The sequence below is a fragment of the Saccharomonospora piscinae genome, assembly GCF_005862235.1.
Lineage (GTDB): Bacteria > Actinomycetota > Actinomycetes > Mycobacteriales > Pseudonocardiaceae > Saccharomonospora > Saccharomonospora piscinae.
Window position 1 is genome coordinate 121696 of record NZ_VCEK01000003.1, and the last position, 22777, is coordinate 144472.

A 22777-nucleotide genomic window follows, 5' to 3' on the forward strand; every position below is an offset into this window, starting at 1 on the left:
GTCAGCGCCGGACCGTGGGGCGCGGTGAGGGCCGGGGCAGGACGAGCGGTGTCCCGGTCAGCGGATCGTCGATCACGGCGCACGGCAGGGCGAAGACCGACTCCACGTGGTCGGCGGTGACCACCTCGGCGGGAGGACCCTCCGCCGCGATGCGGCCGTCCTTCATGGCGATGAGGTGATGGGCGTAGCGGCCCGCGAGGTTGAGGTCGTGCAGCACGAGCACGATCGTGCGGCCGGACTCGGCGTTGAGGCCGGTGAGCAGGTCGAGCACGTCGATCTGGTGGGCGAGGTCGAGATAGGTCGTCGGCTCGTCGAGCAGCATCACGTCGGGGCCCTGGGCGAGGGCGAGCGCGATCCACACCCGCTGGCGCTGGCCGCCGGACAGCTCGTCGACGGGCCGCTGCGCGAGGTCCGCGACGCCGGTCGCGGTCAGGGCGGCCGTCACGGCGTCGGCGTCGGTCTCACTGAACTGGCGGAACCATGTCTGGTGCGGGTGCCGCCCCCGGCCCACGAGGTCGGCCACGGTGATGCCGTCCGGTGCGATCGGCTGCTGGGGCAGCAGCCCGAGCCGCCGGGCGACGCCGCGAGCGGGCAGCCGGGCCACGTCGCGCCCGTCCAGCAGCACGGCACCGTGCCGCGGCGCGAGCAGGCGGGCGAGCCCGCGCAGCAGCGTCGACTTGCCACACCCGTTCGGACCGACGATCGCCGTGATCCGGCCGGGCGGGACCGTCACCGACACGCGGTCGACGACGTGCCGGGTGCCGTAACCGAGGCTGAGCTCGTCGGCGGCCAGCGTGGCCAGCGTCTGCGCTCTGGTGTGCGGGTCGTCGGTCATCCGGCGGCTCCGATCCGGTTGGCGCGGGCGAGCAGGTACAGCAGAACCGGAGCACCCAGCACTCCGGTGACGACTCCGACCGGCAACTCGGCCGGTGCGAACAGCAGCCTGGCCGCGAGGTCGGAGCAGACCACGAGCAGCGCGCCCGTCGCCGCAGCGGGGCCCAGCGCGGCCTGGCGGCCCGGCAGCAGTCTGCGCACGATCTGCGGCGCCACCAGCGCGACGAACCCCACCGGTCCCGCCGCCGCCGTGGCCGTCGCGGCCAGCGTCACCGCCAGGAGCACGAGAGCGAGGCGGCTGCGCCGCGCGTGGCCGGACAGCACCGTGGCGAGGTCGTCACCGAGTTCGAGCAGCCGCAGGTGCCGTGCCAGCACGAGCAGTGCCGGCACCGCGAGCGCGAGTGCGGTGGCGATGACGGCGACGTGCAGGGCGCCCCGGTTGGCGAGGCTGCCGGTCAGCCACGCGGACGCGCTCAGCACCCGGTGGTAGTCCGCCCGGGTCAGCAGGAACGAGATGGCCGAGGTCAGCATGGCCGCGATGCCGATGCCGACCAGCACGAGCCGGTAGCCATGCAGACCCCGCTTCGCCGAGAGGGCGACGATGGCCGCCGCGGTCAGCAGTGCCCCGGCGAGCGCTCCGGCCACCGTGGTGACGCCCGTGGCGCCGAGCAGGGTGACCACGGCGAGCGCTCCGAACGCGGCTCCCGCGTTCACCCCGATCACGTCCGGACTGACCAGCGGGTTGGTCGCGATCCGTTGCAGGATCGCCCCCGACAGCGCGAACGCCGCACCCACGCCGAGGCCGGTCAGCGCGCGGGGCAGGCGGTTGCGCACCACGACGTCGTACTCGATGAGCGAGCCGCCCCCACCCAGCACACGGAGGACTTCGGCGGTACCGAGTTCGAACTGCCCCAGCGTCAGCGACCACATCGCCACCCCCGCCGCCAGCAGCCAGCCCAGCGCCGTCAGCACGGTGGAGCGGCGGTCGAGCCGGAACGCCACCCCGCCCGTGCGCAGCAGCACGGTCCGCGCCGCGCTCACAGTTGCGCCACCGTGCGGTTGCGGACGAGGTAGAGGAAGAACGGTGCCCCGACCACTCCCATGACGATGCCGACCTGCAACTGCTCCGGCTGGATGAGAATCCGGCCGAGGACGTCGGCCAGCAGCAACGCCGTGGGCGCCAGCAGCACGCACCACGGCACGATCCAGCGGTAGTCGGGCCCGCTGAGGGCGCGAGCCACGTGCGGGACGACCAGCCCGACGAACCCGATGGGGCCCGCCACCGCCGTCGCGGCGCCGGCCAGCAGCATGACCGCCACCGCAGCCAGCAAGCGCGTCACCACCAGCCGCGTGCCCAGGCTCCGGGCCATGTCGTCGCCGAGGGCGACGAGGTTCAGATCCCGGCTCACCGCCATCGCCAGCAGCACGCCCACGAGCAGAAACGGTGTCACGGTCAGCAGTTGCGCGCTGTCCGCGCGGGTCAGCGACCCGACCACCCAGAACCGGAAGTCGTTCAGGGTCGCCGCGTCCAGCAGGGTGATTCCGGTGGTCACGGAGTCGACCAGTGCCGTGAACGCCGCACCGGCCAGCGCGAGCTTCACCGGCGTCGCGCCACCACCGCCCAGCGAGCCCAGCGTGTAGACGAACAGCGCGGACACCGCGGCTCCCGCGAAGGCGAACCACAAGTAGCCCGACAGCGCGCTCACCCCGAACACCGTCATGGCGACCACCACGGCGAACGACGCACCCGCGTTGATGCCCAGAATGCCCGGTCCCGCGAGCGGATTACGGGTCAGGCCCTGCATCACCGCACCCGCGACGCCCAGTGCGACACCCGCGAGCAACCCCGTGATCGTTCTCGGCACCCGCACGTGCCACACGATGCGCTCGATGTCACCGCCCGAGGGAGCCGTCAGCGCCGAGACCGCCTCGGACACCGAGACGGGATAGGAGCCGACGAGGACCGACAGCGCACACGCGCAGGCCAGCGCCACCGCCGCCAGCGCGAGCCCCGACACCCTGCCGGTGACGCCGGTGAGCAGGCCCGTGGCGAGATCCAGCCGGGCGCGCGATCCCGTCGCGGGGGCGGCCTCCGCCGCACCGATGCCCGCCACGGGTCACCGGTCGGGATGCAGGTAGGAGGCCACGAGTTCGATGCTGTGCGCGGCTCGGACACCGGCGGACCGGTGCGCGAACAGGAACGGGTGTACCGCGTCGTCGGTCACGGCGGTGACACCGGCCAGCGCGGGATCGGAGGTGATGGCGGAGACCTCGGCCCGCGCGTCCTGCTCCGTCAATCCGGCGTCGCAGCAGGCGTCGGTGAGAATGACGTCGGGGTCCCGCGCGATCAGTTCCTCGACCCCGACGTCCACGTTGCGGGCGTCGGTGAGGTCGGCGAAGGCGTTGGTGCCGCCCGCGTGCTCGATGATCCGCGTACCGAAGTCGAGCCCGCTCGCGACCCGGTAGCCGCCGTCGTCACCGGGCGACACGATGGCCACCGACGGCCGTGGTGCGTCCTCGACCCGCTGCTCGACCGCGGCGATCCGTCGTCGCAGGTCGTCGATCACACGCTCCGCGTCGCGTTCGACGTCGAACAGCGCGCCGAGGTCGCGCAGGTCCTGGTAGATGCTCTCGACCGTCACCGTGGCGGGGTCGATCGCGCGGTCGGTGAGGCCGTCCTCGCTCGGGCACAGCGGGCTCAGGATCCAGCTCTGCACGCCGAGTTCGCGCAGGCTCGCCCGCGTGCCGAACGAGCTGTCCGCGCTGTCCTCGGCGAACACGCCGTTGAAGCCCGACAGCACGAAGTCCGGCCGCGTCGCCAGCAGGCCCTCCCGGCTGGGCAGCGAGGGCACGTAGTCGACCTTCGCCTGCTCGTCGGCGTACTCCGGCAACACCGTGGCGTCCAGAAACGCCGTTCCGACCAGCCGGTCGCCGAGGCCCAGAGCGTGGGCCACCTCGATCGCGGGCTGGTAGGCGGCATACACGCGCTCGGGCGGGCCGGACACGGCGACGTCGATGCCGCAGTTGGTGCGGCTGACGGATTCTTCCCCGCCCGCTTCGGGTTCGGGTGCGGCACAGCCTGCCAGCACGGTGGCGGAGACGGCGGCGAGCGCCGTCGGTCGACGAAGTCGCGCCAGGACACGGGTCATGGTCCAGACCGCCCTTCCAGGTCCTCGTGGAATCGGGTCACACGGTGCCGTGGCCGGTCTCCTGGCTGACGGGCGATTGCGTGCCGCGCCTGCCTTCCCAGGACCCGTGGGTCCCAGTGGCCCGCCCGCGAGCGGACGGCGCGTCACTTCCCGATCACAGTGGCGAGGGCCGCACCGGCATCACACCGGATTCCCGTACACCACGGCGCCGCTGACGCTAGCACGATCAAGCCCGGCGTGGTGGTGACAGCCCGCACGCGCCACCGTGTCCGCAGGTTACGTAGCCGTGTCCGCAGTTCCCGTAGCCGTGTCCGCAGGTTAGGTAGCCGTGTCCGCATCGTGCGGTGCGGACACGACTACGCAGGCTGCGGACACGGCTACGCAGGCTGCGGACACGGCTGCGCGCGTCAGCGCAGGCCCCGCAGGGAGCGCTCCACGAGGTCGGTCACTTCCGGTCTCGCCGCTTCGGCCTCGGGGGCCACCAGGCCGAGGCGGGTGCGGCGGTGCAGCACGTCGTCGGCGCTCAACGCGCCCTCGTGGCGCACGGCCCACACGACCTCGCCGGCGGTGACGTCGCTGCCGTCCGCGACGGGCCGCGCGAGGGCGGGGTCGACGTCACCGAGCGCGGCGACCCTCGGCGCCTCGGTGCCGTACCGGCGGACCAGTGCCCTCGGAGCCTCCACAGTGGCCAATGCCGCTCTGTCCGCCGCGCCGATCAGCGGTAGCCGGGCCGTGCGCGAAGCGGGAGCACGCAGCCGCGCGGCGCGGACGGCGGCGTCCACAGTGTCGCGTGCCATCACCCGGTAGGTGGTGAGCTTGCCGCCCACGACGGTGACGACGCCCGTCGCCGCGTCGGTGAGCACGGCGTGCTCGCGGGAGAGGTCGGAGGTCCGGCCGTCGGCGGAGTCGAGCAACGGCCGCAGTCCCGCGAACGAGCCCAGCACGTCCGCGCGGGTCGGCGGACGTGCCAGCACCCGCGATGCCACGTCGAGCAGAAAGTCCACATCGGATTCGGGAACCTCGGTGATGTCGGTGGCCTCGCCGTCCAGCGGCTCGTCGGTCAGTCCGAGGTAGACCCTCCCGCCCGGCTGGGGCAGCAGGAAGACGAACCGGTTGGTCTCGCCGGGAACACCCACCATGAGCGCCGTCTCACCGAGGCCCGTGGCGCGGCCGTCCAGCACGAGGTGTGAGCCCCGCGAGGGGCGCAGCCGCACGCTCGGCACGAGGCCACCGGCCCAGACGCCCGCCGCGTTGACGACCTGTCGCGCACGCAGCTCGACGTGCTCGCCGGTCAGCTCGTCGCGCGCCCGCACCCGGTCGGCCGCCAGTTCCAGTGCGCGCACTCGGGTGAGGACCCGGGCGCCCAGCCCCGCCGCCGTGCGCGCCAGCGCCACCACCAGGCGTGCGTCGTCGGTCAGCGCGCCGTCGAAGGCCAGCATGCCGCCGTGCAGCCCGGCCTCCCGCAATCCCGGTGCGAGTGTCAGTGCCTGCGCGGCGGGAACCGATCGGGGCCGGGGCAGCAGTGCCGACGGCGTTCCCGCGAGCCTGCGCAGGGCGTCACCCGCGGTCAGACCGGCGGCGGTGAGGGCCTCGGCCGCCGCCGAGGCGTCGGCGTAGCGGGGGAACAGTTGCGCCATCGGGCGGGTGAGGTGCGGTGCGGTGCGCCGCAGCAGGATGTCGCGCTCGACCGCGCTCTGCCTGGCCAGGCGCACGTGGCCGTGGGCCAGGTAGCGCAGTCCGCCGTGGACGAGCTTGCTCGACCAGCGTGAGGTGCCGAACGCCAGGTCGTGCGCCTCCACCAGCGCCACGGACAGCCCGCGCGAGGCCGCGTCGAGCGCGACCCCCGTTCCCGTCACACCGCCGCCGACCACCAGCACGTCGACCGGGGCGCCGCCTGCCAGCGCGTCCAGCTCCGCCGCCCGCCGCCGGGCCGACAGCGACGCCCTGACCTCGTTCGGCCGGGTCACGGCGCCAGGCTCCGGTCGAGCAGGTGCCGCAACTCGGCCAGCAGCGCGTCACCGGGGACGCCGCGGGTGGCGGGCCGCCAGGCGAGCACGAACGACTGCACCGTCAGCAGCAGGGCCCGCACCTGCGCGGTGGGCTCGGCGCGGCGCACGGAGCCGTCGGCGTGCCCGTCGGCGACGAGGGCGGTCAGGCCGGCCTCCGCGAGCCGCTGGGTGCTGCCCAGCCGCTCGGTCACGTAGGGCAGCAGCAGTGCGGCGTCCCGGTCGAGCACGGTGCGCAGCAGTGGATCGGCCACCAGCACGCCGACCGCGCTCACGGCCAGCTCGACCAGGCGTGCCCGCGCCGGACGTGACTCGTCGATCGTCGCGCCGACCCGGTGCAGCAGTGCTCCGAACTCCCGCGTCATCAGCGCGGCCAGCACGCTGCGCACGTCGGGGAAACGCCGGTAGAGGGTCATCCGGCTGACCCCGGCGGTGCGCGCGATGTCGGTGAGGGTGGTCCGGCGCACCCCCGCGGCCAGCACGCAGGTACGGGCCGCGTCGAGCAACGCGTCGTCGGGGACGCGCGAGGCCGGGGCGCGCTCGGCGGGCGGGATCACCGGCGTGACGGAGTCGCCGATGTGACGATCGAGCTTCATGTGTCACACTCTAGTCGTGACCGAGACGGTTGACCAACGACTTCGCTCCGCGTGGACGCCCGCTTCGGCGGAGGCCGCCGCGCTGCCGCCCCATGCCGTGCGCTGGCTGACCCGGCGCCTCGGCCCGCTGGAGCCCGGCGCGCCCGTCGCGCCGGACACCGCGTTCGCGGTGCCGGACTCCCGGCTCCCCGACGCTGCCCGCACGGCACTGGCCGACGTCGTCGGCGCCTCGTACTTGCGCCTGGGCCCGGCCGAACGGCTGGGTCGCGCAGGAGGTCTTTCCTATGTGGACCTGCTGCGACGCCGGTATCCCGGCGTGCTGCCGGTTCCCGACGCCGTCGTGTCGCCCGCCGATCCCGGCGAGGTGCAGCGGGTGCTCGACGTCTGCGTGGCCCACGGCGTCGGTGTGGTGCCCTTCGGTGGAGGCACGTCCGTCGTGGGCGGGGTCGCGGCACTGCGCGGCGAGTGCGAGGCCGTGGTCACCCTCGACCTCGAACGACTCGACCGGCTCGTGTCCGTGGACCCGGTCTCCCGGCTCGCCGTGTTCGAGGCCGGGGTGCGCGGGCCCGACGCCGAGCGGATGCTGGCCGCCCACGGCCTCACGCTCGGGCACGTGCCGCAGTCGTTCGAGCGCGCCACGCTCGGTGGCTTCGCGGCGACCCGTTCGGCGGGGCAGGCGTCCTCGGGTTACGGGCGGTTCGAGGACATGGTGCAGGGAGTTCACCTGGCGACGCCGACGGGTTCGTGGCGGCTCGGCGTCGCCCCCGCCTCGGCGGCGGGTCCGGATCTGCGGGCGCTCGCGCTCGGCAGCGAGGGCACGCTGGGTGTGCTCACCGAGGTCACCGTGCGCGTGCGACCGCTGCCCACGCGGGAGCGGTACGAGGGTGTCGTCCTCGACGGCTTCCAGCGGGCGACCGACGCCGTGCGCCTGCTCGCCCAGCACGGGCTGCTGGCCGACGTCACCCGGATCTCGGACGAGTCGGAGACGGCGGTGTCGCTGGCGCTGAAGGGCGGGTTCACCACCGCGGCGCTCCGGCGCTACCTCGCTGCCCGGGGCGTGCGCGAGCCGTGCCTGTTGATCCTGGGCTGGCACGGCCGCGCACCCCAGCGGCGGCGGGCGCGGGCGCTGCTGCGCGCGGCGGGCGCCGTCTCACTCGGCAGGGCCGCCGGGCAGGCGTGGCGGCACGGCCGCTTCCACGGCCCCCGCCAGCGGGACGCGCTGCTCGACCTCGGCGTGTGCGTGGAGACGCTGGAGACGGCAACGCACTGGTCCCGCCTCGGCGAGCTTTACGAGGCCGTGAGCACGGCGCTGCGTGACTCGCTCGGCGATCCCGTCGTGATGTGCCACGTCTCCCACGCCTACGAGACCGGCGCCTCGCTGTACTTCACGGTGCTCACGCCCCGCGATCCGCACGATCCGTTCGGACAGTGGGAGCGGGCGAAGCGGGCGGCGGGCGACGCCATCACCGAGGGCGGGCTCGGCACGATCACCCACCATCACGCCGTGGGCACCGACCACGCGCCCTACCTGCGGTCCGAGATCGGCGACGTCGGTGTGGCGGTCCTGGCTGCGGCGAAGCGGGCCACCGACCCCACGGGCGTGCTCAATCCGGGAAAGCTCGGACTGTAGCGCCGGACCGGGGCGCCGCGATCAGGTAGCACACCCCGCCGGGAGCGGCGGGAGCCTCCGGCGCCGTGGAAGCCCGGCCGCGCAGCCACACCGCCTCGAACTGTGCGCGCGGGTAGATGCGCCTTACCAGTGCCGGGTCGGCGGTGGCCGGGTCGTTGACCACGACATCGCCGGTGGGGGTGAAACCGGTGATCACCATGAGATGCCCGGCGGAACCGTAGTCCGCGCCGTCCAGTTCGCCCTCGGCGAAGGACAGCGAGACGACGACGGGCACCCCGGCGGCGACGTGGTGCTCGGCCTCGGTCAGCGACGGCAGGCGCGTCACCCTGCCGCGCAGCCCGTACCGCGAGGCGTAGGCGACGTTGAAGGCCCAGTTGCCGGTGCCGTCGTAGGCGTGGTCGAACGTGTGCCGCGCGGCGTACACCACACCGCGGCCGGGTCGCTCGCTCGTAATCCAGTCCAGGTCGGCCGCCGCAGGGCCCACGCCCCAGTACTCGACCACCATTTCCGTGCAGGCAGGGGCGCACCAGTGGGCACCGCCGCCGCCGAACTCGGAAAAGTGTCCACTGTAGATCATCTGGGCGTGGCGGGGGACGGGAAGTTCGATGCCGCGCGCGGGCCCCGGTGCGGAGGGGACGTCGCTGTCCGGGCCCGCCGCCGACGCTGTGACACCCACCGCGCTGAGTGCGGGCGACGCGCGGGTGCCTTCGGCACGGCACAGCGTGACGCGGACCTGGTATGCGCGAAACCGGGCGGGCCCGACGGCCGTCACCCGGTCCACCGCCACCCGGGCGAACTCGTCGGCCTGCCCCGGCACGGAGGTGCGCCGCACGGTGGACTCGTCGTGCGACCAGCGCCCCAGCGAGAACCAGGCCGTGTTCCGGTCGCCAGTGGTCCGCGCCCGCACCTCGACCGCCAGCCACGTACCCGGTGGGGCCGTCGCGTTCCACGACGGCAGGAACTCGACGGCCTCGAACGGCAACTCGTGCTCCGGCGAGGTCCACCAGGCGTACTCGCCGCCGTCCTGGACCCCCGCGGGCGAGCCGAGCCGCAGTGCGCCGTCGACCACGGCGGTCCCGGAGAACTCGCCGTGCCGCCACGCCGCGTCGTCGCTGAACTCGTGGTGTTCGGAACTCACCCGGCTCAGCCTAGGGGGCCGGTTCGCGGCCCGCCTCAGGCGAGGACGGCCTGGCTCTGCGTGACCTTCGCGGCGAGCCTGCCCGTGTCGTCGTGGATCTCGGTCTCCACCACGATCACCCGGCCGCCCGCGTGCAGCGGGCGCGCGGACGCCGTGGCGTGGCCCTCGCGGACCGCGCGCAGGAAGCTCGTCCGCGACTCGATCGTGGTGGTCCCCTGTGCCCCTTCGGGCAGGTTGAGGTACGCGCACACCGCAGCGGTGGCGTCGGCCAGCGACATCAGCACCCCGCCGTGCAGTACCCCACCGAGCGTGCACAGTGTCTCGTCGTGCGCGATGCGGGCCACGACCCGTTCCCGCGAGTGCCGCAGTACCTCGACTCCCAGCCGCTCGGTGAACGGCATGGTGCGGTGGAACAGCGCGGTGCCCTCGACGTCGGGCGAGCCGATGGTGTCCGTGTCCATTCGCCGAACCCTGCCGCACGAGTGGTGCCGCCGTCCACCCGGAGGGTCGTGCGCAGGGGCGGGGCACGACCCTCCGGGGGAGCTCAGAAGTGGGTGATGTCCAGCGTGCCGTCGGCGTGGGCGGCACGCAGCCGCTTCTTGTCGAACTTGCCGACGCTGGTCTTGGGCACCTCGTCGACGAACGTCCAGTGCTCGGGAAGCTGCCACTTGGCGACCTTGTCCGCCAGGAACGCGCGCAGGTCGTCGGCGGTGACGCTCTGGCCGTCGCGGACGACGACGGCGACCAGCGGCCGCTCGTCCCACTTCTCGTCGGGTACGCCGACGACGGCGGCCTCGGCCACGGCGGGGTGTGCCATGACCGCGTTCTCCAGATCCACGGACGAGATCCACTCGCCGCCGGACTTGATGACGTCCTTGGCGCGGTCGGTCAGCGTCAGATACCCGTTGGGCGTGATCTTGCCGACGTCACCGGTGCGCAGCCAGCCGTCGTGGAACTTCCCGGGGTCCGCGTCGCCGTGGTAGGAACCCGCGATCCACGGTCCCCGCACCTCCAGCTCGCCGACGCTGGTGCCGTCCCAGGGGACCTCGTTGCCCGCGTCGTCGATCAGCCGTGCCTTCACCGAGGCGGGGAAGCGGCCCTGCGTGTAGCGGTACTGCCACGCCTGGTCGCCGCTCGCCGACGACGGCGGGCGCGCCACGCTGCCCATCGGCGAGGTCTCCGTCATGCCCCACGCGTGCAGCACGGGAACGCCGTAGCGTTCCTCGAAGGCGTGCATCATCGCGGGTGGCGCCGCCGAACCGCCTACCACGACCTCGCGCAGGTGGGAGATGTCCTGCGGGTTCGCGTCGAGGTGCTGCAACAGGCCCTGCCAGATCGTCGGCACCGCACCGGCGAACGTCGGCTTCTCCGCGGCCAGGATCTCCGCGATCGCGGCGGGCTGCATGAACCGGTCGGGCAGCACCATCGACGCTCCGACCATGAACCCGGCGTAGGGCATGCCCCACGACATCGCGTGGAACATCGGCACGATCACCAGGGCGCGGTCGGCGTCGGAGAGCCGCATCGTGTCGCTCATGCACACCTGCATCGAGTGCAGCCAGATCGACCGGTGCGAGTACACCACGCCCTTCGGGTCACCCGTCGTGCCGGACGTGTAGCACATGGCGGCGGCCGAGCGTTCGTCGATCTCCGGCCAGTCGAAGGTCTCCGGCTGTCCCGCCAGCAGGTCGTCGTACGCGTGCACCGTGACCCCGGCCGGTGCCGCCAGCGACTCGGGGTCGCCGTTGGCCACCACGACGTGCTTGACCGTGGTCATCTCCGGCAGTTGCTTGGCGAAGAGCGGGACGAGTGAGCCGTCCACCACGACGACGTGGTCCTCGGCGTGGTTCGCGACGAACGTCAGCTGCTCGGGAAACAGCCGGATGTTCAGCGTGTGCAGCACCGCTCCCATGGCCGGTACGGCAAGATAGCACTCCATGTGCTCGGCGTTGTTCCACATGAACGTGCCGACGCGCTGGTCGCCGGTTACCCCCAGCCCGCGCAGCGCGTGGGCCAGCTGGGCCGAGCGCCTGGCGATCTTGTCGAACGTCGTGGTCCGCGCACCGTCCGCGGTCCAGGTGGTCACCTCGCTGTCCGCGTGCATCCGTGCGCCGTGTCGCAGCAGATGGGCCAGTGACAGCTGGTCGTCCTGCATCGTGCTCAGCATTGAGGCTCCCGCTGAAGGTCGAGTGAATGTCGGTGAAGGTCGGTGAAGGTGACAGACTCCGGGATTTGAGGCGACTGTAGTGCGCGCCGCACGTTCGGGGCTTGTGCGCAGCGCCCAACTGTGCTTGCCGCAGCCACTCCGACACCGCCCGTGACCAGCGCATGGCCCGGTCGGGGAAACCTCGCGTGTCGGTTTCGCGTCGGCGCCGCACTTGGCGTTTACTGAGTCCCTGGACTCCGATGGCCTGGTCGGCGGCCCCTACGGGGTCGCTGTGGCCGGGAGTCCGTCGCCGCGGTTCGCGGTGTTCGAGCAAGCACGAAAGGATGACTACGTTGGCACTTCCCACCTTGACCCCGGAGCAGCGGGCCGAGGCCCTCGCCAAGGCCGCGGAGGCCAGGAAGGCTCGGTCCGAGCTGCTGGCCAACATCAAGTCGGGCAAGGAGAGCATCGACAAGGTGCTCGAGCGCGCCAAGGACGACAAGACCGTCGGCAAGACGAAGGTGACGCAACTGCTCAAGGCGGTTCCCGGGCTGGGCCAGGTGAAGGTCACCGCGCTGCTGGAGCAGGCGGGGATCGACCCCGACCGCAGGGCGGCCGGTCTGGGTGACCGGCAGCGCGAGGCACTCATCGCCTCGCTGAAGTGACGAGCCCGGCGTGACGGCTCCCTCACCGGGAGACCTGATCGCGGTACGAGAACTCTGACAAGCCTGGCGACAGTTCGACCGCACGCCACCGGGCGCCGGTCGACCTCACTCCTGGGGTAGGCCCATCGCGCGCAACAACGTCGCGAACTTGGCCGAGGTTTCCTCCAGTTCCGCTTTCGGGTCCGACTCCGGCACGATCCCGCCGCCCGCGAACAGGCGCAGTGATCGCGCCGCGACCTCGGCGCAGCGGATCGACACGGCCCACTCGCCGTCGCCCTCCGCGTCCACCCAGCCCACCGTGCCCGCGTAGTAGCCGCGCTCGAACTCCTCGAGTTCGGTGACCAGCTCACGTGCCGACGCGGTCGGGGTCCCGCAGATGGCGGGGGTGGGGTGCAGGGCGGCGGCGAGGTGCAGGGCCGTCACGTCCCGGTCCGCCAGCTCACCCGTGATCGTCGTTCCCAGGTGCCACATGGTCGGGGTGGCCACCAGGTCTGGCTTCTCCGGTACGGCCAGGTGTCGGCAGTAGGGCCGCAACGCCGCCACGATCGCCTCGGTGAGCACGGCGTGCTCGGCGTGGTCCTTGCGGGAGGCGAGCAGCCTCCGCGCGTTCTCCTCGTCGGTCACCGGGTCAGCCGAGCGGGGCGCCGACCCGGCGTGGGGATGTGACACCACGGTGGTCCCGTGCCGCGACAGCAGCAGTTCCGGGCTCGATCCCACCAGCGTCGCACCGCCGGGCAGTTCCGCCGCGAACGTGTAGCCGCGCGCGTTGTCCTTGACGAGGTTGTGCAGCAGGGCCGCCTCACACACGGGCGTGTCGAACTCGATGTCGAGGGCGCGGGCCAGCACCACCTTGCGCAGGCCGCGCACGTCCAGTGCCGCGACCGCGGCGGCGACGGCGTCCACGTGCGTGGCCGGCTCCGGTGCCGGGCGGATCGCGACGGGAGCCGGGATCGCCTTCCGGGGCAGCGCGGCGGCGGCGGGATGGGCCGGGCCCGCGGTGTGGGCGGTGGTGGGCAGCAGGATGCGGCCGGGAGTCGCGGCACCGCTGGCGAACGGCAGGGCACCTACGGCCAGCCCGACGGCGGGGTCGTGGCGCAGTTCCGTGCGGACCCGGTCCGCGAGCGCGGCCTCGTCCGCGTCGCACAGCGCCGCATGGGTGCCCGTGGCGTGCAGCGTGTGCGCGCCGGTGGCGAGAAAGAAGTCACCGCGCCGGTAGTCGGCCAGCAGTCGCAGCGGGTCGGCTCCGGTCACCGTCGCCCCCCTCGTTCGCGTGCGGTCTCCTCCCGTCGCTATTGTCCGCCTGCCGAGGGCACCTGGCTCCACCAGCGCTCGGTGACGTCGATCTCGTCGCTGGTGAGCAGCACCACAGCGGCCCGGTAGCCGGGCCCGGGGTCGAGGTCGGCCACCCGTGTCCCGCCGGGGTCCAGCGCGGAATCGTCCGAGGCGAGCAGGCGGGCCGGCTCGTCCGCGCCGGAGACGGTGAGTGCCCGCAACGGGATACGCAGACCCCGTCCGGTGGCCTTCATCAGGGCCTCCTTGCGGGTCCAGAACGTGAAGAACGCGCGGGTGCGCTCGGCCTTCGCGGCGGGCAGGCCCGCGCGTTCGGTGTCGTTGAGGGCGTATTCGATCAGCCCGTCGTCGGCGTCGCGGGCCGCCGACTCGACATCGAGCCCGACCGGCGTACCCGAGGTGAGGGCCACCCCGACGCGGTCGCCCGAGTGGGAGATCGACAGTGCGAGCGGGGCCCCCGGCACGCGAACGGGCCCGTGTTGCTTCCCGCAGTCGGTGCAGGTGGCGTCGAAGTGGACCGAGGAAGGGGGCAGTCCCAAGGCCTCGCCCGCGACGGTCTTGGCGAGGGCGCGCCCGGTGAGGAACCGCTGCTTGTCCTCCGCCCTGCGGTAGGCGGCGTGGCGATCCCGTTCCGGAGGGTCGAGCAGGGCCAGCGCGGCCTCCGGCGCGGTGATCGGTTCCGCCCACCACACGACACACTCGATCATGTTTCCCCTTCGCTCACCCACCGGCCGCTTCCGCCTCAATCTAGGCGCTGACAGGGCTCCCGCCAAGGTCGGCGATGCGCTACCGTGCGAACTAAGCAATCGCTTAGTCAGCGTGATCGAGGGAGCTTGAGCCGATGGATTTCAGCCTGAGTGTGGAGGAGCGCGAGATCCGTGACTGGGTCCGGACGTTCGTGCAGAAGGAACTCGTGCCGCTCGAACCGGAAGTGCTGCGCAGGGAGCGCGCGCACCAGCCCGGTCTCACCGCCGACGAGCTGACGGAACTCCAGGCCAAGGCCAGGGAGTCGGGCTTCTGGGGGGTCCAGACCCCCGAGGAGTACGGCGGCATGGGGCTGTCGGCCGTGATGACCGCGCTGCTGGAAGCCGAACTCGGCCGCACCTTCGTGCCGTTCTACTTCGGTGGCGCCGCCGACAACATCCTGTTCCACGCCAACGAGGAACAGCGGCAGCGGTACCTGCTCCCCACGATCGAGGGCACCCGCAAGTCCTGCTTCGCGATCACCGAGCCGGGCGCGGGCTCCGACGCGAAGGCGATCCGGACCACCGCCCGCAAGGACGGTTCCGAGTGGGTCATCAACGGTGAGAAGACCTTCATCACCGGCGGCAACGAGGCCGACTTCACGATGGTGTTCGCCGTCACCGACGCCGAGAAGGGCGCAAACGGCGGTGTGACGTGCTTCCTCGTCGACCGGGACCGGGGCTGGCGTTCGGAGTACATCGACACGATGGGCGAGTGGGGACCCGCCTCGCTGATCTTCGAGGACGTCCGGGTGCCGGACAGCCAGGTGCTCGGCGAGGTCGGCCAGGGTTTCGCGCTCGCCATGCAGTGGATCGGCCGTGGCCGCTACCTGTTGCCCGCGCGCGCCATCGGATCGTGCGAGCGGCTGCTGGGCATGGCCATCGAGCACGCCAACACGCGCGAGACCTTCGGAGCGCCCATCGCCGATCGGCAGGCGATCCAGTGGATGATCGCCGACTCCGGTGTGGAGATCGAGGCACTGCGCTGGCTCGTCCTGCACGCGGCGTGGCAGGTGGACCAGGGAGTGGACTCCCGGCACGCGCAGTCCATCGCGAAGCTCTACGGCGGGCAGAAGGCCAACGAGATCGTCGACCGCGTACTCCAGATCCACGGCGGCATGGGCTACACGCGCGAACTGCCCGTGGAGCGGTGGTACCGCGAGCTGCGGCTGCTGCGGATCTACGAGGGCACGGACGAGATTCAGCGCCGCACCATCGCCCGCAACCTGCTCAAGGGCCACGTCAAGATCGGCGGTGCGCTCGGCTGACGGCGGGTTGCCGCGAAGGCCACCTGCACTGCGCCAGACGCAGCGAAGGCCACCCTCGCTGCGCGTCACGCAGTGAAGGTGGCCTTCGCGGCACAGTACGGGCGACTACTCCGGCTCGTGGTCGCGTTCGCGCAACGCCACCGGGACCCCGGCGAGGTCCTCCTCGTTGCACAGCAGCTTCAGGTCGTAGTACGGATAGCCGTCGCGTTCGTCGTAGTCGAGATGAACGGCGAGTACGTCCAGTGGCTCGCCGAGCCACTGCTGGGCCTGCCGGAGCCACACGGCGCAGCGCTCCATCGCGGCCGGGAGATCGTCGTCGCGGAACTCCACCGGGCGGTACGGCACATCCTGGATGCGGTCGCGCCTGTCCGGCGGCATCGGCAGCCTCGGCGAGACACCGGCGTCGTTGAGTTCCAGCTTGATGGTTTCCTCACTCACCCCTCGACTGTCCCTCAGCCGGGCCGTGGGGGCAAGCTCCGAGGGCCTTCAGCGCCACGTCGGCGTGGTGTTCCGCCAGATCCTCCAGCGACAGCGACCCGCGTGGCGAGTACCAGCGGGCCACGCCGTTGCACATCTCCAGCAACGCGATACGGGTCACGCCCGGCTGGTTCGTCCGGAACGCCCCACGCCGCACGCCCTCGGCCACGGCCTCGGACCACACGCTCTCGTAGGAGTCCCGCAGCGCCACGACGGTGCGCCGTGCCGAGGGAGCGAGCGCGTGGATCTCGTGGTCCACGATCCGTGTCTCCTTTGGCTTCCTCGCATGTGTCCTGACGTGCAGTTTCACCAGTTCGACCACCCGAGGCACCGGATCGTCCACCCTGGCGGCCACCGCTGTGGCGGCGTCGAGCAGGGTGCGCAGGCAGTCGCACATGATGTCGGCGAGCAGGTCCTCCTTCGAACCCATGTAGTGGTAGAGGCTCGCCGTGGACAGGCCGGACTCCTGCGCGAGCTCCCGGATTCCCGTGCCGTGGAATCCCTTGGCCGCGAACAGCTTCACGGCGGCGCGCCGGACGCGCCCTGCCGTGTCTAGCGCCATCGTCGCTCCGCCCGGTCGTACGAGCCGTCGGGGCCGGCCGCACCGGAGCGGCGCAGTTCGCCCTTGGCGACGCGCTCCGAGGCGGTCATCGGCAACGAGTCGGCGAAGGCCCAGTAGCGCGGCACTTTGAAGTAGGCGAGTTTCGTGCCGCAGAACTCAGCGAGTTCCTCCGGCGGGACGGTTTTCTCCCCCTCGGGCACCACGAGCGCCTTCACCTCCTCGCCGCGCAGGTCGTCGGGCACCGCGAGGACGGCGACCTCCCGCACGGCGGGATGCAGCCGCAACGCGCGTTCCACCTCGTCGGCCACGATGTTCTCACCACTGCGGCGGATCATGTCCTTGGTTCGGCCCACGTAGAACACCCGCCCGGCGGCGTCCATGCGGGCCACGTCGCCGGTGCGGAACCACCCGCCGCGAAACGCCGCCGCGGTCGCGTCCGGGTCGTCGTGGTAGCCGTGCATCAGCCCGACGCCCCGGATGAGCAGCTCGCCCTCCTGCCCACGCGGGAGCGCTCGCCCCTGTTCGTCGGCGACCATCACCTCCCGGCCGGGCGCGGCGCGGCCGAGGCAGCCCGTGCCGACGTGCTCGTCGTGGTCGGCCGGGTCCATGCGGATGTCGCCGCCGGTCTCGGTCATGCCGAACGCCTCGAACCACGGCACTCCCCAGCGCCGTTCGAGCTCCGCGTGGCGGTCGACCGGGATGGCCGAGGCGCTGATCGCCCGCACCCGGTGGTCGCGGTCGGCCTCGGCCGGCGGCATGCGCAACAGCAGCGACGGCATCAGGCCGAGGCAGTAGAACCAGGTGACGCCGTGTTCGCGCACCTTCTCCCAGAAGGTCGAGGGATGGAACCGGTCGAGCACCACGAGCGTGGCGCCGGAGGCGAGTCCCAGTGCGACGTTCCACTGCGGATCGATGTAGTGGAACGGTTGTGCCGTGAGGATCGTGTCGTCGGCACCGATGTGCGGGAAGTGTGCGACGAGGCCGTGGGCGAGCGTGGTCCAGTAGGTGTGCGGCAGTACGCATCCCTTGGGCGCGCCCGTGGTGCCCGAGGTGTACTGGATGTTGGTGGCCAGTTCGGGCGCGGACACGTCGGGAGGCGGCTCCGTGGCTGCGGGAAGCTCGGCCGGCGTGAGCACGCGTTCCACGGTGGTGTCCGGCGCGATCGTGTTCAGCAGCGGGACGAACGTCTCCTCCGCGATGGCGAAGCGCGCCCCCGAGTGCGCGAGGACGTGCCCGCCGTCCAGCTCCCGGTAGCCGGTGTTCACCGGCACCAGCGCGGCACCGAGCCGCGCCAGCGCCAGCCACAGCAGCGGAAACTCGGGCCGGTTGGTGACCATCACGGCGACTCGGTCGCCACGGCCCACGCCGAGCGCGTGCAGCGAGCCCGCGAGCGAGTGGACCCGGTCGGCGACGTCGGCGAAGGTGAGCCGTTCGCCGGTGACGTCGAACACCCAGGCGTCGCGGTCCGGCCAGGTCTCGGCGGCGTGCCTGAGCAGTCCCGGCAGATCGTCGGCGCTCACCGGGCGCCCCGATCGCCGAACTCCGCGGCCGACCGCGCGACCTCCGGGGTGTGCTCGGTGACGAGCGCGTGGCTGACCTCCAGTTCCAGCGCGGTCTCCACGGCCGAGTCGACACCCCGGTCGAGCGCCCGCTTCGCCAGTGCCACCGCCGAGGCGGGCTTGCCCGCCAGAGCGCGTGCCACCCCGGCGGCGTGCTCGGCGAGCTCGGCGGCGGGAACCACGGCGTTGACCAGCCCCAGCTGACTGGCGGTCGCCGCGTCGACCCGCTCGCCGAGCAACACCAGTTCCTTGGCCCTCGCGGGGCCGACCAGCAGCGGCAGCAGTCGTGACGCGGCGCCGGTCACGCTGAGCCCGAGCCCTACCTCGGGGAACGCGAACACGGCGTCGTCGGCCGCGTACACGAGGTCGCAGCCGAGGGCGAACTCCGCTCCGGCGCCGATGGCGTAACCGCGCACGGCCGCCACCACCGGCTGTGGCAGCGCCCGCAGGGCCCGCGTCACGTCCTGCAGGCGCTCAAGGCGGACCCGCGAGTCCTGTACCGGCGGCGGCTGCTTGAGGTCGTGGCCCGAGCAGAACGCCCGGCCACGCCCTGCCAGCACGACAGCACCCACGTCCTTCGCCCCGAGCGCGCCGAGCGCGCCCAGCAGGTCGTCGACCAGCTCGGGGGTCACCGCGTTGAGCCGGTGCGGCCGGTTCAGCCACACGGTCGCCACCCGCTCGTCGATCTCCACGTCCACCGTCGTCGCCTCGCTGCCCATGCGTCCCAGCCTAGCGAGACGATCGATCGATCGATAGGGTCCGTGCCATGCCGGAAGTACGTGACGCTGTGGAGAGCGACGTCGAGGACATCTGCTCGATGATCGAGGAACACGCGCGGTACGAGGGCAACGACACGTTGTCCCTCGACCGTGCCGAGATGGCCGGTCACCTCTTCGGCCCCGCCCCCAAGGCGTGGGTGATCATCGCGGAGGTCGACGGCCAGGCGGCGGGGCTGGCGTTCTGCTCGTGGAACTTCTCCACGTGGGAGGCCAGGCCGGGCATCTGGCTCGACGACCTGTTCGTGCGGCCCGGCCACCGCAGGCTCGGGCTGGGCAGGCAGTTGCTGCGGGAACTCAGGGCCCGCACCGACGGCCGGGTCGAGTGGGACATGCAGGAGGGCAACGAGAAGGCCACCGCGTTCTACGCGGAGCTGGGTGCGGAACCCGTCCCTGGCTGGGTGCGCTATCGCTGGCGTGGCTGACCAGTACGTATCGTAGGGGCATGGCTGAGGGCTCGAACCGGCGATCCGCCTCGATCGAGGACTACGTACGGGCGATCTACGGCCTCGAGGAGCGCGGCGAGGACGTCACGAACACGTCGCTGGCCACGCGCCTCGAGGTGAGCCCGTCCTCGGCGTCGGGCATGGTGACCAAGCTCGCGCAGCAGGGCCTCGTCGAGCACGTGCCGTACCGGGGCATCGAGCTCACCGGGGAGGGCCGGTCGCTGGCGCGGTCGGTGCTGCGCAGGCACCGGCTCATCGAGTCGTACCTGGTCTCGGAACTCGGCTACACCTGGGACGAGGTGCATGCCGAGGCCGACCTGCTCGAACACGTGGTGTCCGATCTCCTCGTGGCCCGGATCGCGACGAAGCTGGGCGACCCGGTGCGGGACCCGCACGGCGATCCCATCCCCGCGGTGGACGGCTCCGTGGAGGAGGTCTCCACCAAACTCCTGGACGACCTGCCCGCCGGCGCGGTGGGCGACATCGTGCGCGTCTGGGACACCGACCCGGAGCTGTTGCGTTACCTGACCGATCGCGCGATCGGCCTGGGGGAGCGCATCGAGGTCGTCGAGCGCCAGCCCTTCGGCGGTTCCATCGTGGTGCGGGTGGGCCAGCCTCCCGAAGCCACCACGCACGCGCTCGGCAGGGAGATCGCACAGGCACTGTCGGTGTCACCGCGCTGATCCCGTCACCGTCCACCCTTCACGGGATGACGCGGCGTGCTCGCAGATCGTCGAAAGCCCGGACGAGCATGGCCTCGGTGTCGACGAACTCGGTGAAACCGAACCGGCGGGCCTTCGAGCCGTCGGCGATCACGTCGTAGTCCCAGCCGAACACGGCGTCCCCGAACGCCCACGACGACACGTCGCCGTACGAGATGTCGGCCAGCCCGTGTCGCGCCACCATGTCGTTCCACAACGGTTCCTTGTCCGCCATGGTGTCCGCGAGCGACATCGGAAGCGGGTCGGCGACCTTGAGGCCGAAGTGATCCGCGATCACCGGCCAGAGGTGTCGCCACCGGAAGAGGTCACCGTTGGTGATGTTGAATGCCTGACCGGCGCACCGAGGTGTGGTCGCCGCCCAGACGGCGGCTCGGGCCAGCAGCGTGGCGTCGGTGAGTTCCAGCAGTGTGTCGTACGCGCCGTGCTTGCCCGGGAACCGCAGTGGCAGGCCCAGTTCGGCCGACATCGAGGCGTACACGGCCAGCACCGTCACGAGGTTCATCGGCGTGCCCAGTGCGTAGCCGCAGACCACGGAGGGACGCAACGCCGACCAGGTCCAGGTCCCGCAACGCTGTTCGAGGAAGCGTTGCTGGTCCACGTTGAACTCGGGTGGCATGTGCCCCGGATCGTCCTCTTTGGCCGGAGTGCGGAACGGGCCGAGGTGCGCACCGTACACCTTGTAGCCCTGCATCAGGCTCACGTGCCGCAGCGGTGCCACGTCCTCCACCGCGTCGACGACGTTGGTGAGCATGGCGAGGTTGGGCGCCACCAGCTCGGCCCAGCCGGGGCGCTGCTGGTAGGCCGCGTAGAAGATGTGGGTCACCTCGCTGTGCCGCCGCAGCGCCGCGCGCGTGGCCTCCGGGTCGAGCAGGTCGACACTGACGTGGCGCAGTCCGGGCTCGTCCCGCCCACCGCGCCTGGAAAGACCGATCACGTCCCAGTCGTCGAGTTCGCGCAGGTGCTCGACAAGGCTTCGACCGATGACTCCGTGGGCTCCGACAACGAGGGCTGTGTGCTGTGGCGAACGCATATCCCTGATGTTCGATCTCGAAAGCCGATAAGTCCAAGAGATAGTTTTTGCTATTCCGATAAGCTCCGTGCATGGCAACGCTACGGCAGTGGGAGTACCTGGTCGCGATCGTCGACGAAGGCTCGTTCACCCGCGCGGCGGAGGCTCTGCACGTCACCCAGCCCGGACTGTCGCACCAGGTGCGCACCCTGGAACGGGCACTGGGTGGCCCGCTCCTCGAGCGGTTGCCCCGGTCGGTGCGGCCGACACCGCTGGGCCGCGCGGTGCTGCCACACGCGCGCGCCGCTCTGGCCGATGCGCACCGCGCGCTGTGCGCGGCTCGCCGCACGGCGGGGCTCGAAGCCGGGGAGCTGGACGTCGCGACCGTGTACTCCGTGGGGTTGGGAGTGCTGCCGGACGTGCTGCGCTTCTGGAGGAAGGCGCACCCTGCGGTGCGAATTCGGCTCCATGAACACCGGCATGCCGATCACCTGCGTGAGGCCATGCTGGCCGGTCAGGCCGACATCGCGGTCGGGCCGACGCCGGGGGACTGGGACGGGCCGGTACACGTGCTGGGTGAGGAGGAGTTCGTCGTCGTCGCCCAGCCCGACGACCCGCTCGCCACAGTGCGGTCGGTGGAACTGGCCGCGCTCGCCGATCGGCAGTGGGTGCACTACTCGCCGGGCAACGGGCTGGCCGAGGTGGTGGATACCGCCTGCGCCGCTGCGGGCTTCCGGCCGCGCGCCGCCGTGCGCACCGAGCAGACCGCGGCGGCACCGGTGTTCGCGGCCTCGGGGCTCGGGGTCGCGCTGGTGCCTGGCAACATCCTCTCCCCGGCGTTCGACGGCGTGGTGGTGCGGCCCTCCCCGGCCGTCACCAGAGCCCTCGCCGCGTACACCCGGCACGATCCCGACCCGTTGACCAGCGCGTTCCTGCGCGCACTCGAGGGGTGTTGCCGGGGCCTGTTCACCGACTCGTAGGCTCGGCCAGCGTGATGACCGATGCCCGCCTCGCCGCGTCACTGGCCGAAGAGGCCGGACGGGCGCTGCTGCGACCCTGGACCGAGGCCACAGACCCTGTCGATCGTGACAGCGCCCGCGAACGGGGTCGTCGTGGTGACGCGTTGGCGAACGAGGTGCTGCTCCGTGGAATCGCGGCACAGCGACCCGGTGACGTGGTGCTCTCGGAGGAGTCGGCCGACGACCCCGCCAGGCTCTCCGCCTCGCGCGTGTGGATCGTCGATCCGCTGGACGGTACGCGGGAGTACGGCCTCGGCCGGCGTGACTGGTCGGTGCATGTGGCGTTGTGGCAGGCCGGGCGAGGACTCACCGATGCGGCTGTGGCCGAACCCGCCGCCGACCGGGTCACCGCCACCGACGATGTAGCCCAAACACAGCGGGGAATACCCGGAAAAAAGACACGTATTCTGGTCAGTGATACCCGGCCCCCCGAATTCGCGAAATCGGTCGCCGATTCCGTCGACGCCGAACTCGTGCCGATGGGTTCGGCGGGCGCGAAGGCGATGGCGGTGGTGCGCGGCGAGGCCGACGCCTACCTGCACGCCGGTGGCCAGTACGAGTGGGACTCGGCGGCACCGGTGGCGATCGCCAGGATGGCCGGGCTGCACGCCTCCCGCGTCGACGGTTCCGAGCTGGCCTACAACCGGCCCGCGCCGTACCTTCCCGACCTGCTGCTGTGCCGTGCCGATCTGGCCGGGCCACTACTGGACGCCGTGGCCCGCGCGACGAGCTGAGGCCGAAC

At 72.0% G+C, this 22777-nt stretch carries 23 protein-coding genes and 1 riboswitch; of the genes, 7 read left to right on the plus strand and 16 right to left on the minus strand.

The features are described from left to right. Position 1 precedes the first annotated feature (1 nt). From FFT09_RS11795 to FFT09_RS11820, 6 genes are all read right to left on the minus strand, one after another. A complete protein-coding gene (locus tag FFT09_RS11795; RefSeq protein ID WP_081191701.1) occupies positions 2-835 on the minus strand; it encodes an ABC transporter ATP-binding protein in 834 nt (277 codons plus the stop codon). Further along, on the minus strand, positions 832-1875 hold the full coding sequence (locus FFT09_RS11800; protein WP_208544409.1) for a FecCD family ABC transporter permease: 1044 nt from the start codon (positions 1873-1875) through the stop codon (positions 832-834). Before FFT09_RS11800 ends, FFT09_RS11795 begins: the two co-directional genes overlap by 4 nt. Next, positions 1872-2948, minus strand: coding sequence for a FecCD family ABC transporter permease (locus FFT09_RS11805; protein ID WP_244231328.1), 1077 nt, complete (start codon positions 2946-2948; stop codon positions 1872-1874). Before FFT09_RS11805 ends, FFT09_RS11800 begins: the two co-directional genes overlap by 4 nt. A 3-nt stretch (positions 2949-2951) precedes the next feature. Then, positions 2952-3983 carry an ABC transporter substrate-binding protein gene (locus FFT09_RS11810; RefSeq protein WP_138382699.1) on the minus strand — a complete coding sequence of 344 codons (1032 nt, stop codon included), beginning with the start codon at positions 3981-3983 and terminating at the stop codon, positions 2952-2954. A 34-nt stretch (positions 3984-4017) separates the two neighbouring features. Next, positions 4018-4203, minus strand: a riboswitch (cobalamin riboswitch). A 187-nt stretch (positions 4204-4390) separates the two neighbouring features. Next, positions 4391-5950, minus strand: a complete 1560-nt coding sequence (locus tag FFT09_RS11815) for a glycerol-3-phosphate dehydrogenase/oxidase (RefSeq protein ID WP_138382701.1) — start codon at positions 5948-5950, stop codon at positions 4391-4393. Continuing rightward, positions 5947-6585 (minus strand): TetR/AcrR family transcriptional regulator, encoded by a 639-nt coding sequence (locus FFT09_RS11820; protein ID WP_024875177.1) that lies wholly within the window; start codon positions 6583-6585, stop codon positions 5947-5949. Before FFT09_RS11820 ends, FFT09_RS11815 begins: the two co-directional genes overlap by 4 nt. A gap of 16 nt (positions 6586-6601) precedes the next feature. Here FFT09_RS11820 and FFT09_RS11825 point away from each other — a divergent pair, with 16 nt between their 5' ends. Further along, a complete protein-coding gene (locus FFT09_RS11825) occupies positions 6602-8215 on the plus strand; it encodes an FAD-binding oxidoreductase (protein ID WP_138382703.1) in 1614 nt (537 codons plus the stop codon). On the opposite strand, the gene FFT09_RS11830 is transcribed toward FFT09_RS11825, so the two are convergent. The 3 genes from FFT09_RS11830 to FFT09_RS11840 all read right to left on the minus strand — a co-directional run bounded on the left by FFT09_RS11830 (position 8190) and on the right by FFT09_RS11840 (position 11520). Further along, positions 8190-9353 carry a C39 family peptidase gene (locus tag FFT09_RS11830; protein ID WP_138382705.1) on the minus strand — a complete coding sequence of 388 codons (1164 nt, stop codon included), beginning with the start codon at positions 9351-9353 and terminating at the stop codon, positions 8190-8192. The two genes, FFT09_RS11825 and FFT09_RS11830, sit on opposite strands and share 26 nt — an antisense overlap. 35 nt (positions 9354-9388) lie before the next feature. Next, complete coding sequence (locus FFT09_RS11835) at positions 9389-9814, minus strand: PaaI family thioesterase (RefSeq protein ID WP_024875174.1); 426 nt, start codon at positions 9812-9814, stop codon at positions 9389-9391. A gap of 83 nt (positions 9815-9897) precedes the next feature. After that, positions 9898-11520 carry a long-chain fatty acid--CoA ligase gene (locus FFT09_RS11840; protein ID WP_081191695.1) on the minus strand — a complete coding sequence of 541 codons (1623 nt, stop codon included), beginning with the start codon at positions 11518-11520 and terminating at the stop codon, positions 9898-9900. 332 nt (positions 11521-11852) lie between these two features. Between FFT09_RS11840 and mihF the strand changes: the two genes are divergently transcribed. After that, on the plus strand, positions 11853-12164 hold the full coding sequence (mihF, locus tag FFT09_RS11845) for an integration host factor, actinobacterial type (protein WP_024875172.1): 312 nt from the start codon (positions 11853-11855) through the stop codon (positions 12162-12164). Between the two features lie 105 nt (positions 12165-12269). On the opposite strand, the gene FFT09_RS11850 is transcribed toward mihF, so the two are convergent. Continuing rightward, the gene (locus FFT09_RS11850) at positions 12270-13415 is read right to left on the minus strand and encodes an isochorismate synthase (RefSeq protein ID WP_138382706.1); all 1146 of its coding nucleotides are present in this window, start codon (positions 13413-13415) and stop codon (positions 12270-12272) included. Positions 13416-13453: 38 nt separating this feature from the next. Further along, positions 13454-14161, minus strand: coding sequence for a 4'-phosphopantetheinyl transferase family protein (locus FFT09_RS11855; RefSeq protein ID WP_081191693.1), 708 nt, complete (start codon positions 14159-14161; stop codon positions 13454-13456). 134 nt (positions 14162-14295) lie between these two features. Here FFT09_RS11855 and FFT09_RS11860 point away from each other — a divergent pair, with 134 nt between their 5' ends. Then, positions 14296-15465: an acyl-CoA dehydrogenase family protein gene (locus FFT09_RS11860; RefSeq protein ID WP_138382708.1), complete on the plus strand. Its 1170-nt coding sequence runs from the start codon at positions 14296-14298 to the stop codon at positions 15463-15465. 105 nt (positions 15466-15570) lie between these two features. Here the strand turns inward: FFT09_RS11860 and FFT09_RS11865 are convergent, their stop codons facing one another. Genes FFT09_RS11865 through FFT09_RS11880 form a run of 4 tightly spaced genes read right to left on the minus strand, consistent with a single transcriptional unit; the run spans position 15571 to position 18782 of the window. Next, entirely contained in the window at positions 15571-15903 is a 333-nt protein-coding gene (locus FFT09_RS11865) for a hypothetical protein (RefSeq protein WP_024875168.1), read from the minus strand. Continuing rightward, positions 15896-16504, minus strand: coding sequence for a TetR/AcrR family transcriptional regulator (locus FFT09_RS11870; protein WP_081191691.1), 609 nt, complete (start codon positions 16502-16504; stop codon positions 15896-15898). Before FFT09_RS11870 ends, FFT09_RS11865 begins: the two co-directional genes overlap by 8 nt. After that, complete coding sequence (locus tag FFT09_RS11875) at positions 16495-18024, minus strand: AMP-binding protein (RefSeq protein ID WP_138382710.1); 1530 nt, start codon at positions 18022-18024, stop codon at positions 16495-16497. The genes FFT09_RS11870 and FFT09_RS11875 overlap by 10 nt, the downstream gene beginning before the upstream one ends. After that, positions 18021-18782, minus strand: a complete 762-nt coding sequence (locus tag FFT09_RS11880; protein WP_138382712.1) for an enoyl-CoA hydratase/isomerase family protein — start codon at positions 18780-18782, stop codon at positions 18021-18023. Before FFT09_RS11880 ends, FFT09_RS11875 begins: the two co-directional genes overlap by 4 nt. Before the next feature lie 47 nt (positions 18783-18829). Here FFT09_RS11880 and FFT09_RS11885 point away from each other — a divergent pair, with 47 nt between their 5' ends. Then, positions 18830-19264 (plus strand): GNAT family N-acetyltransferase, encoded by a 435-nt coding sequence (locus FFT09_RS11885; RefSeq protein ID WP_081191688.1) that lies wholly within the window; start codon positions 18830-18832, stop codon positions 19262-19264. 20 nt (positions 19265-19284) lie between these two features. Then, positions 19285-19968, plus strand: coding sequence for a metal-dependent transcriptional regulator (locus tag FFT09_RS11890; protein WP_081191687.1), 684 nt, complete (start codon positions 19285-19287; stop codon positions 19966-19968). A gap of 19 nt (positions 19969-19987) precedes the next feature. Here FFT09_RS11890 and FFT09_RS11895 read toward each other — a convergent pair whose 3' ends face one another. Continuing rightward, the gene (locus tag FFT09_RS11895; RefSeq protein WP_081191686.1) at positions 19988-21037 is read right to left on the minus strand and encodes an SDR family oxidoreductase; all 1050 of its coding nucleotides are present in this window, start codon (positions 21035-21037) and stop codon (positions 19988-19990) included. Positions 21038-21108: 71 nt separating this feature from the next. Here FFT09_RS11895 and FFT09_RS11900 point away from each other — a divergent pair, with 71 nt between their 5' ends. Both FFT09_RS11900 and FFT09_RS11905 read left to right on the plus strand, forming a co-directional pair. Next, complete coding sequence (locus tag FFT09_RS11900; RefSeq protein ID WP_138382714.1) at positions 21109-21996, plus strand: LysR family transcriptional regulator; 888 nt, start codon at positions 21109-21111, stop codon at positions 21994-21996. Positions 21997-22010: 14 nt separating this feature from the next. Further along, the gene (locus tag FFT09_RS11905) at positions 22011-22769 is read left to right on the plus strand and encodes a 3'(2'),5'-bisphosphate nucleotidase CysQ (RefSeq protein WP_138383177.1); all 759 of its coding nucleotides are present in this window, start codon (positions 22011-22013) and stop codon (positions 22767-22769) included. Positions 22770-22777: the final 8 nt, after the last annotated feature.

What these genes read in the sequence shown, in the direction of transcription:
- FFT09_RS11795 (WP_081191701.1), bottom strand. Translation starts at nt 835, where the DNA reads ATGACCGACGACCCGCACACCAGAGCGCAGACGCTGGCCACGCTGGCC.
- FFT09_RS11810 (WP_138382699.1), bottom strand. Translation starts at nt 3,983, where the DNA reads ATGACCCGTGTCCTGGCGCGACTTCGTCGACCGACGGCGCTCGCCGCC.
- FFT09_RS11820 (WP_024875177.1), bottom strand. Translation starts at nt 6,585, where the DNA reads ATGAAGCTCGATCGTCACATCGGCGACTCCGTCACGCCGGTGATCCCG.
- FFT09_RS11835 (WP_024875174.1), bottom strand. Translation starts at nt 9,814, where the DNA reads ATGGACACGGACACCATCGGCTCGCCCGACGTCGAGGGCACCGCGCTG.
- FFT09_RS11840 (WP_081191695.1), bottom strand. Translation starts at nt 11,520, where the DNA reads ATGCTGAGCACGATGCAGGACGACCAGCTGTCACTGGCCCATCTGCTG.
- FFT09_RS11855 (WP_081191693.1), bottom strand. Translation starts at nt 14,161, where the DNA reads ATGATCGAGTGTGTCGTGTGGTGGGCGGAACCGATCACCGCGCCGGAG.
- FFT09_RS11860 (WP_138382708.1), top strand. Translation starts at nt 14,296, where the DNA reads ATGGATTTCAGCCTGAGTGTGGAGGAGCGCGAGATCCGTGACTGGGTC.
- FFT09_RS11870 (WP_081191691.1), bottom strand. Translation starts at nt 16,504, where the DNA reads ATGGCGCTAGACACGGCAGGGCGCGTCCGGCGCGCCGCCGTGAAGCTG.
- FFT09_RS11880 (WP_138382712.1), bottom strand. Translation starts at nt 18,782, where the DNA reads ATGGGCAGCGAGGCGACGACGGTGGACGTGGAGATCGACGAGCGGGTG.
- FFT09_RS11885 (WP_081191688.1), top strand. Translation starts at nt 18,830, where the DNA reads ATGCCGGAAGTACGTGACGCTGTGGAGAGCGACGTCGAGGACATCTGC.
- FFT09_RS11890 (WP_081191687.1), top strand. Translation starts at nt 19,285, where the DNA reads ATGGCTGAGGGCTCGAACCGGCGATCCGCCTCGATCGAGGACTACGTA.
- FFT09_RS11895 (WP_081191686.1), bottom strand. Translation starts at nt 21,037, where the DNA reads ATGCGTTCGCCACAGCACACAGCCCTCGTTGTCGGAGCCCACGGAGTC.
- FFT09_RS11900 (WP_138382714.1), top strand. Translation starts at nt 21,109, where the DNA reads ATGGCAACGCTACGGCAGTGGGAGTACCTGGTCGCGATCGTCGACGAA.
- FFT09_RS11905 (WP_138383177.1), top strand. Translation starts at nt 22,011, where the DNA reads ATGACCGATGCCCGCCTCGCCGCGTCACTGGCCGAAGAGGCCGGACGG.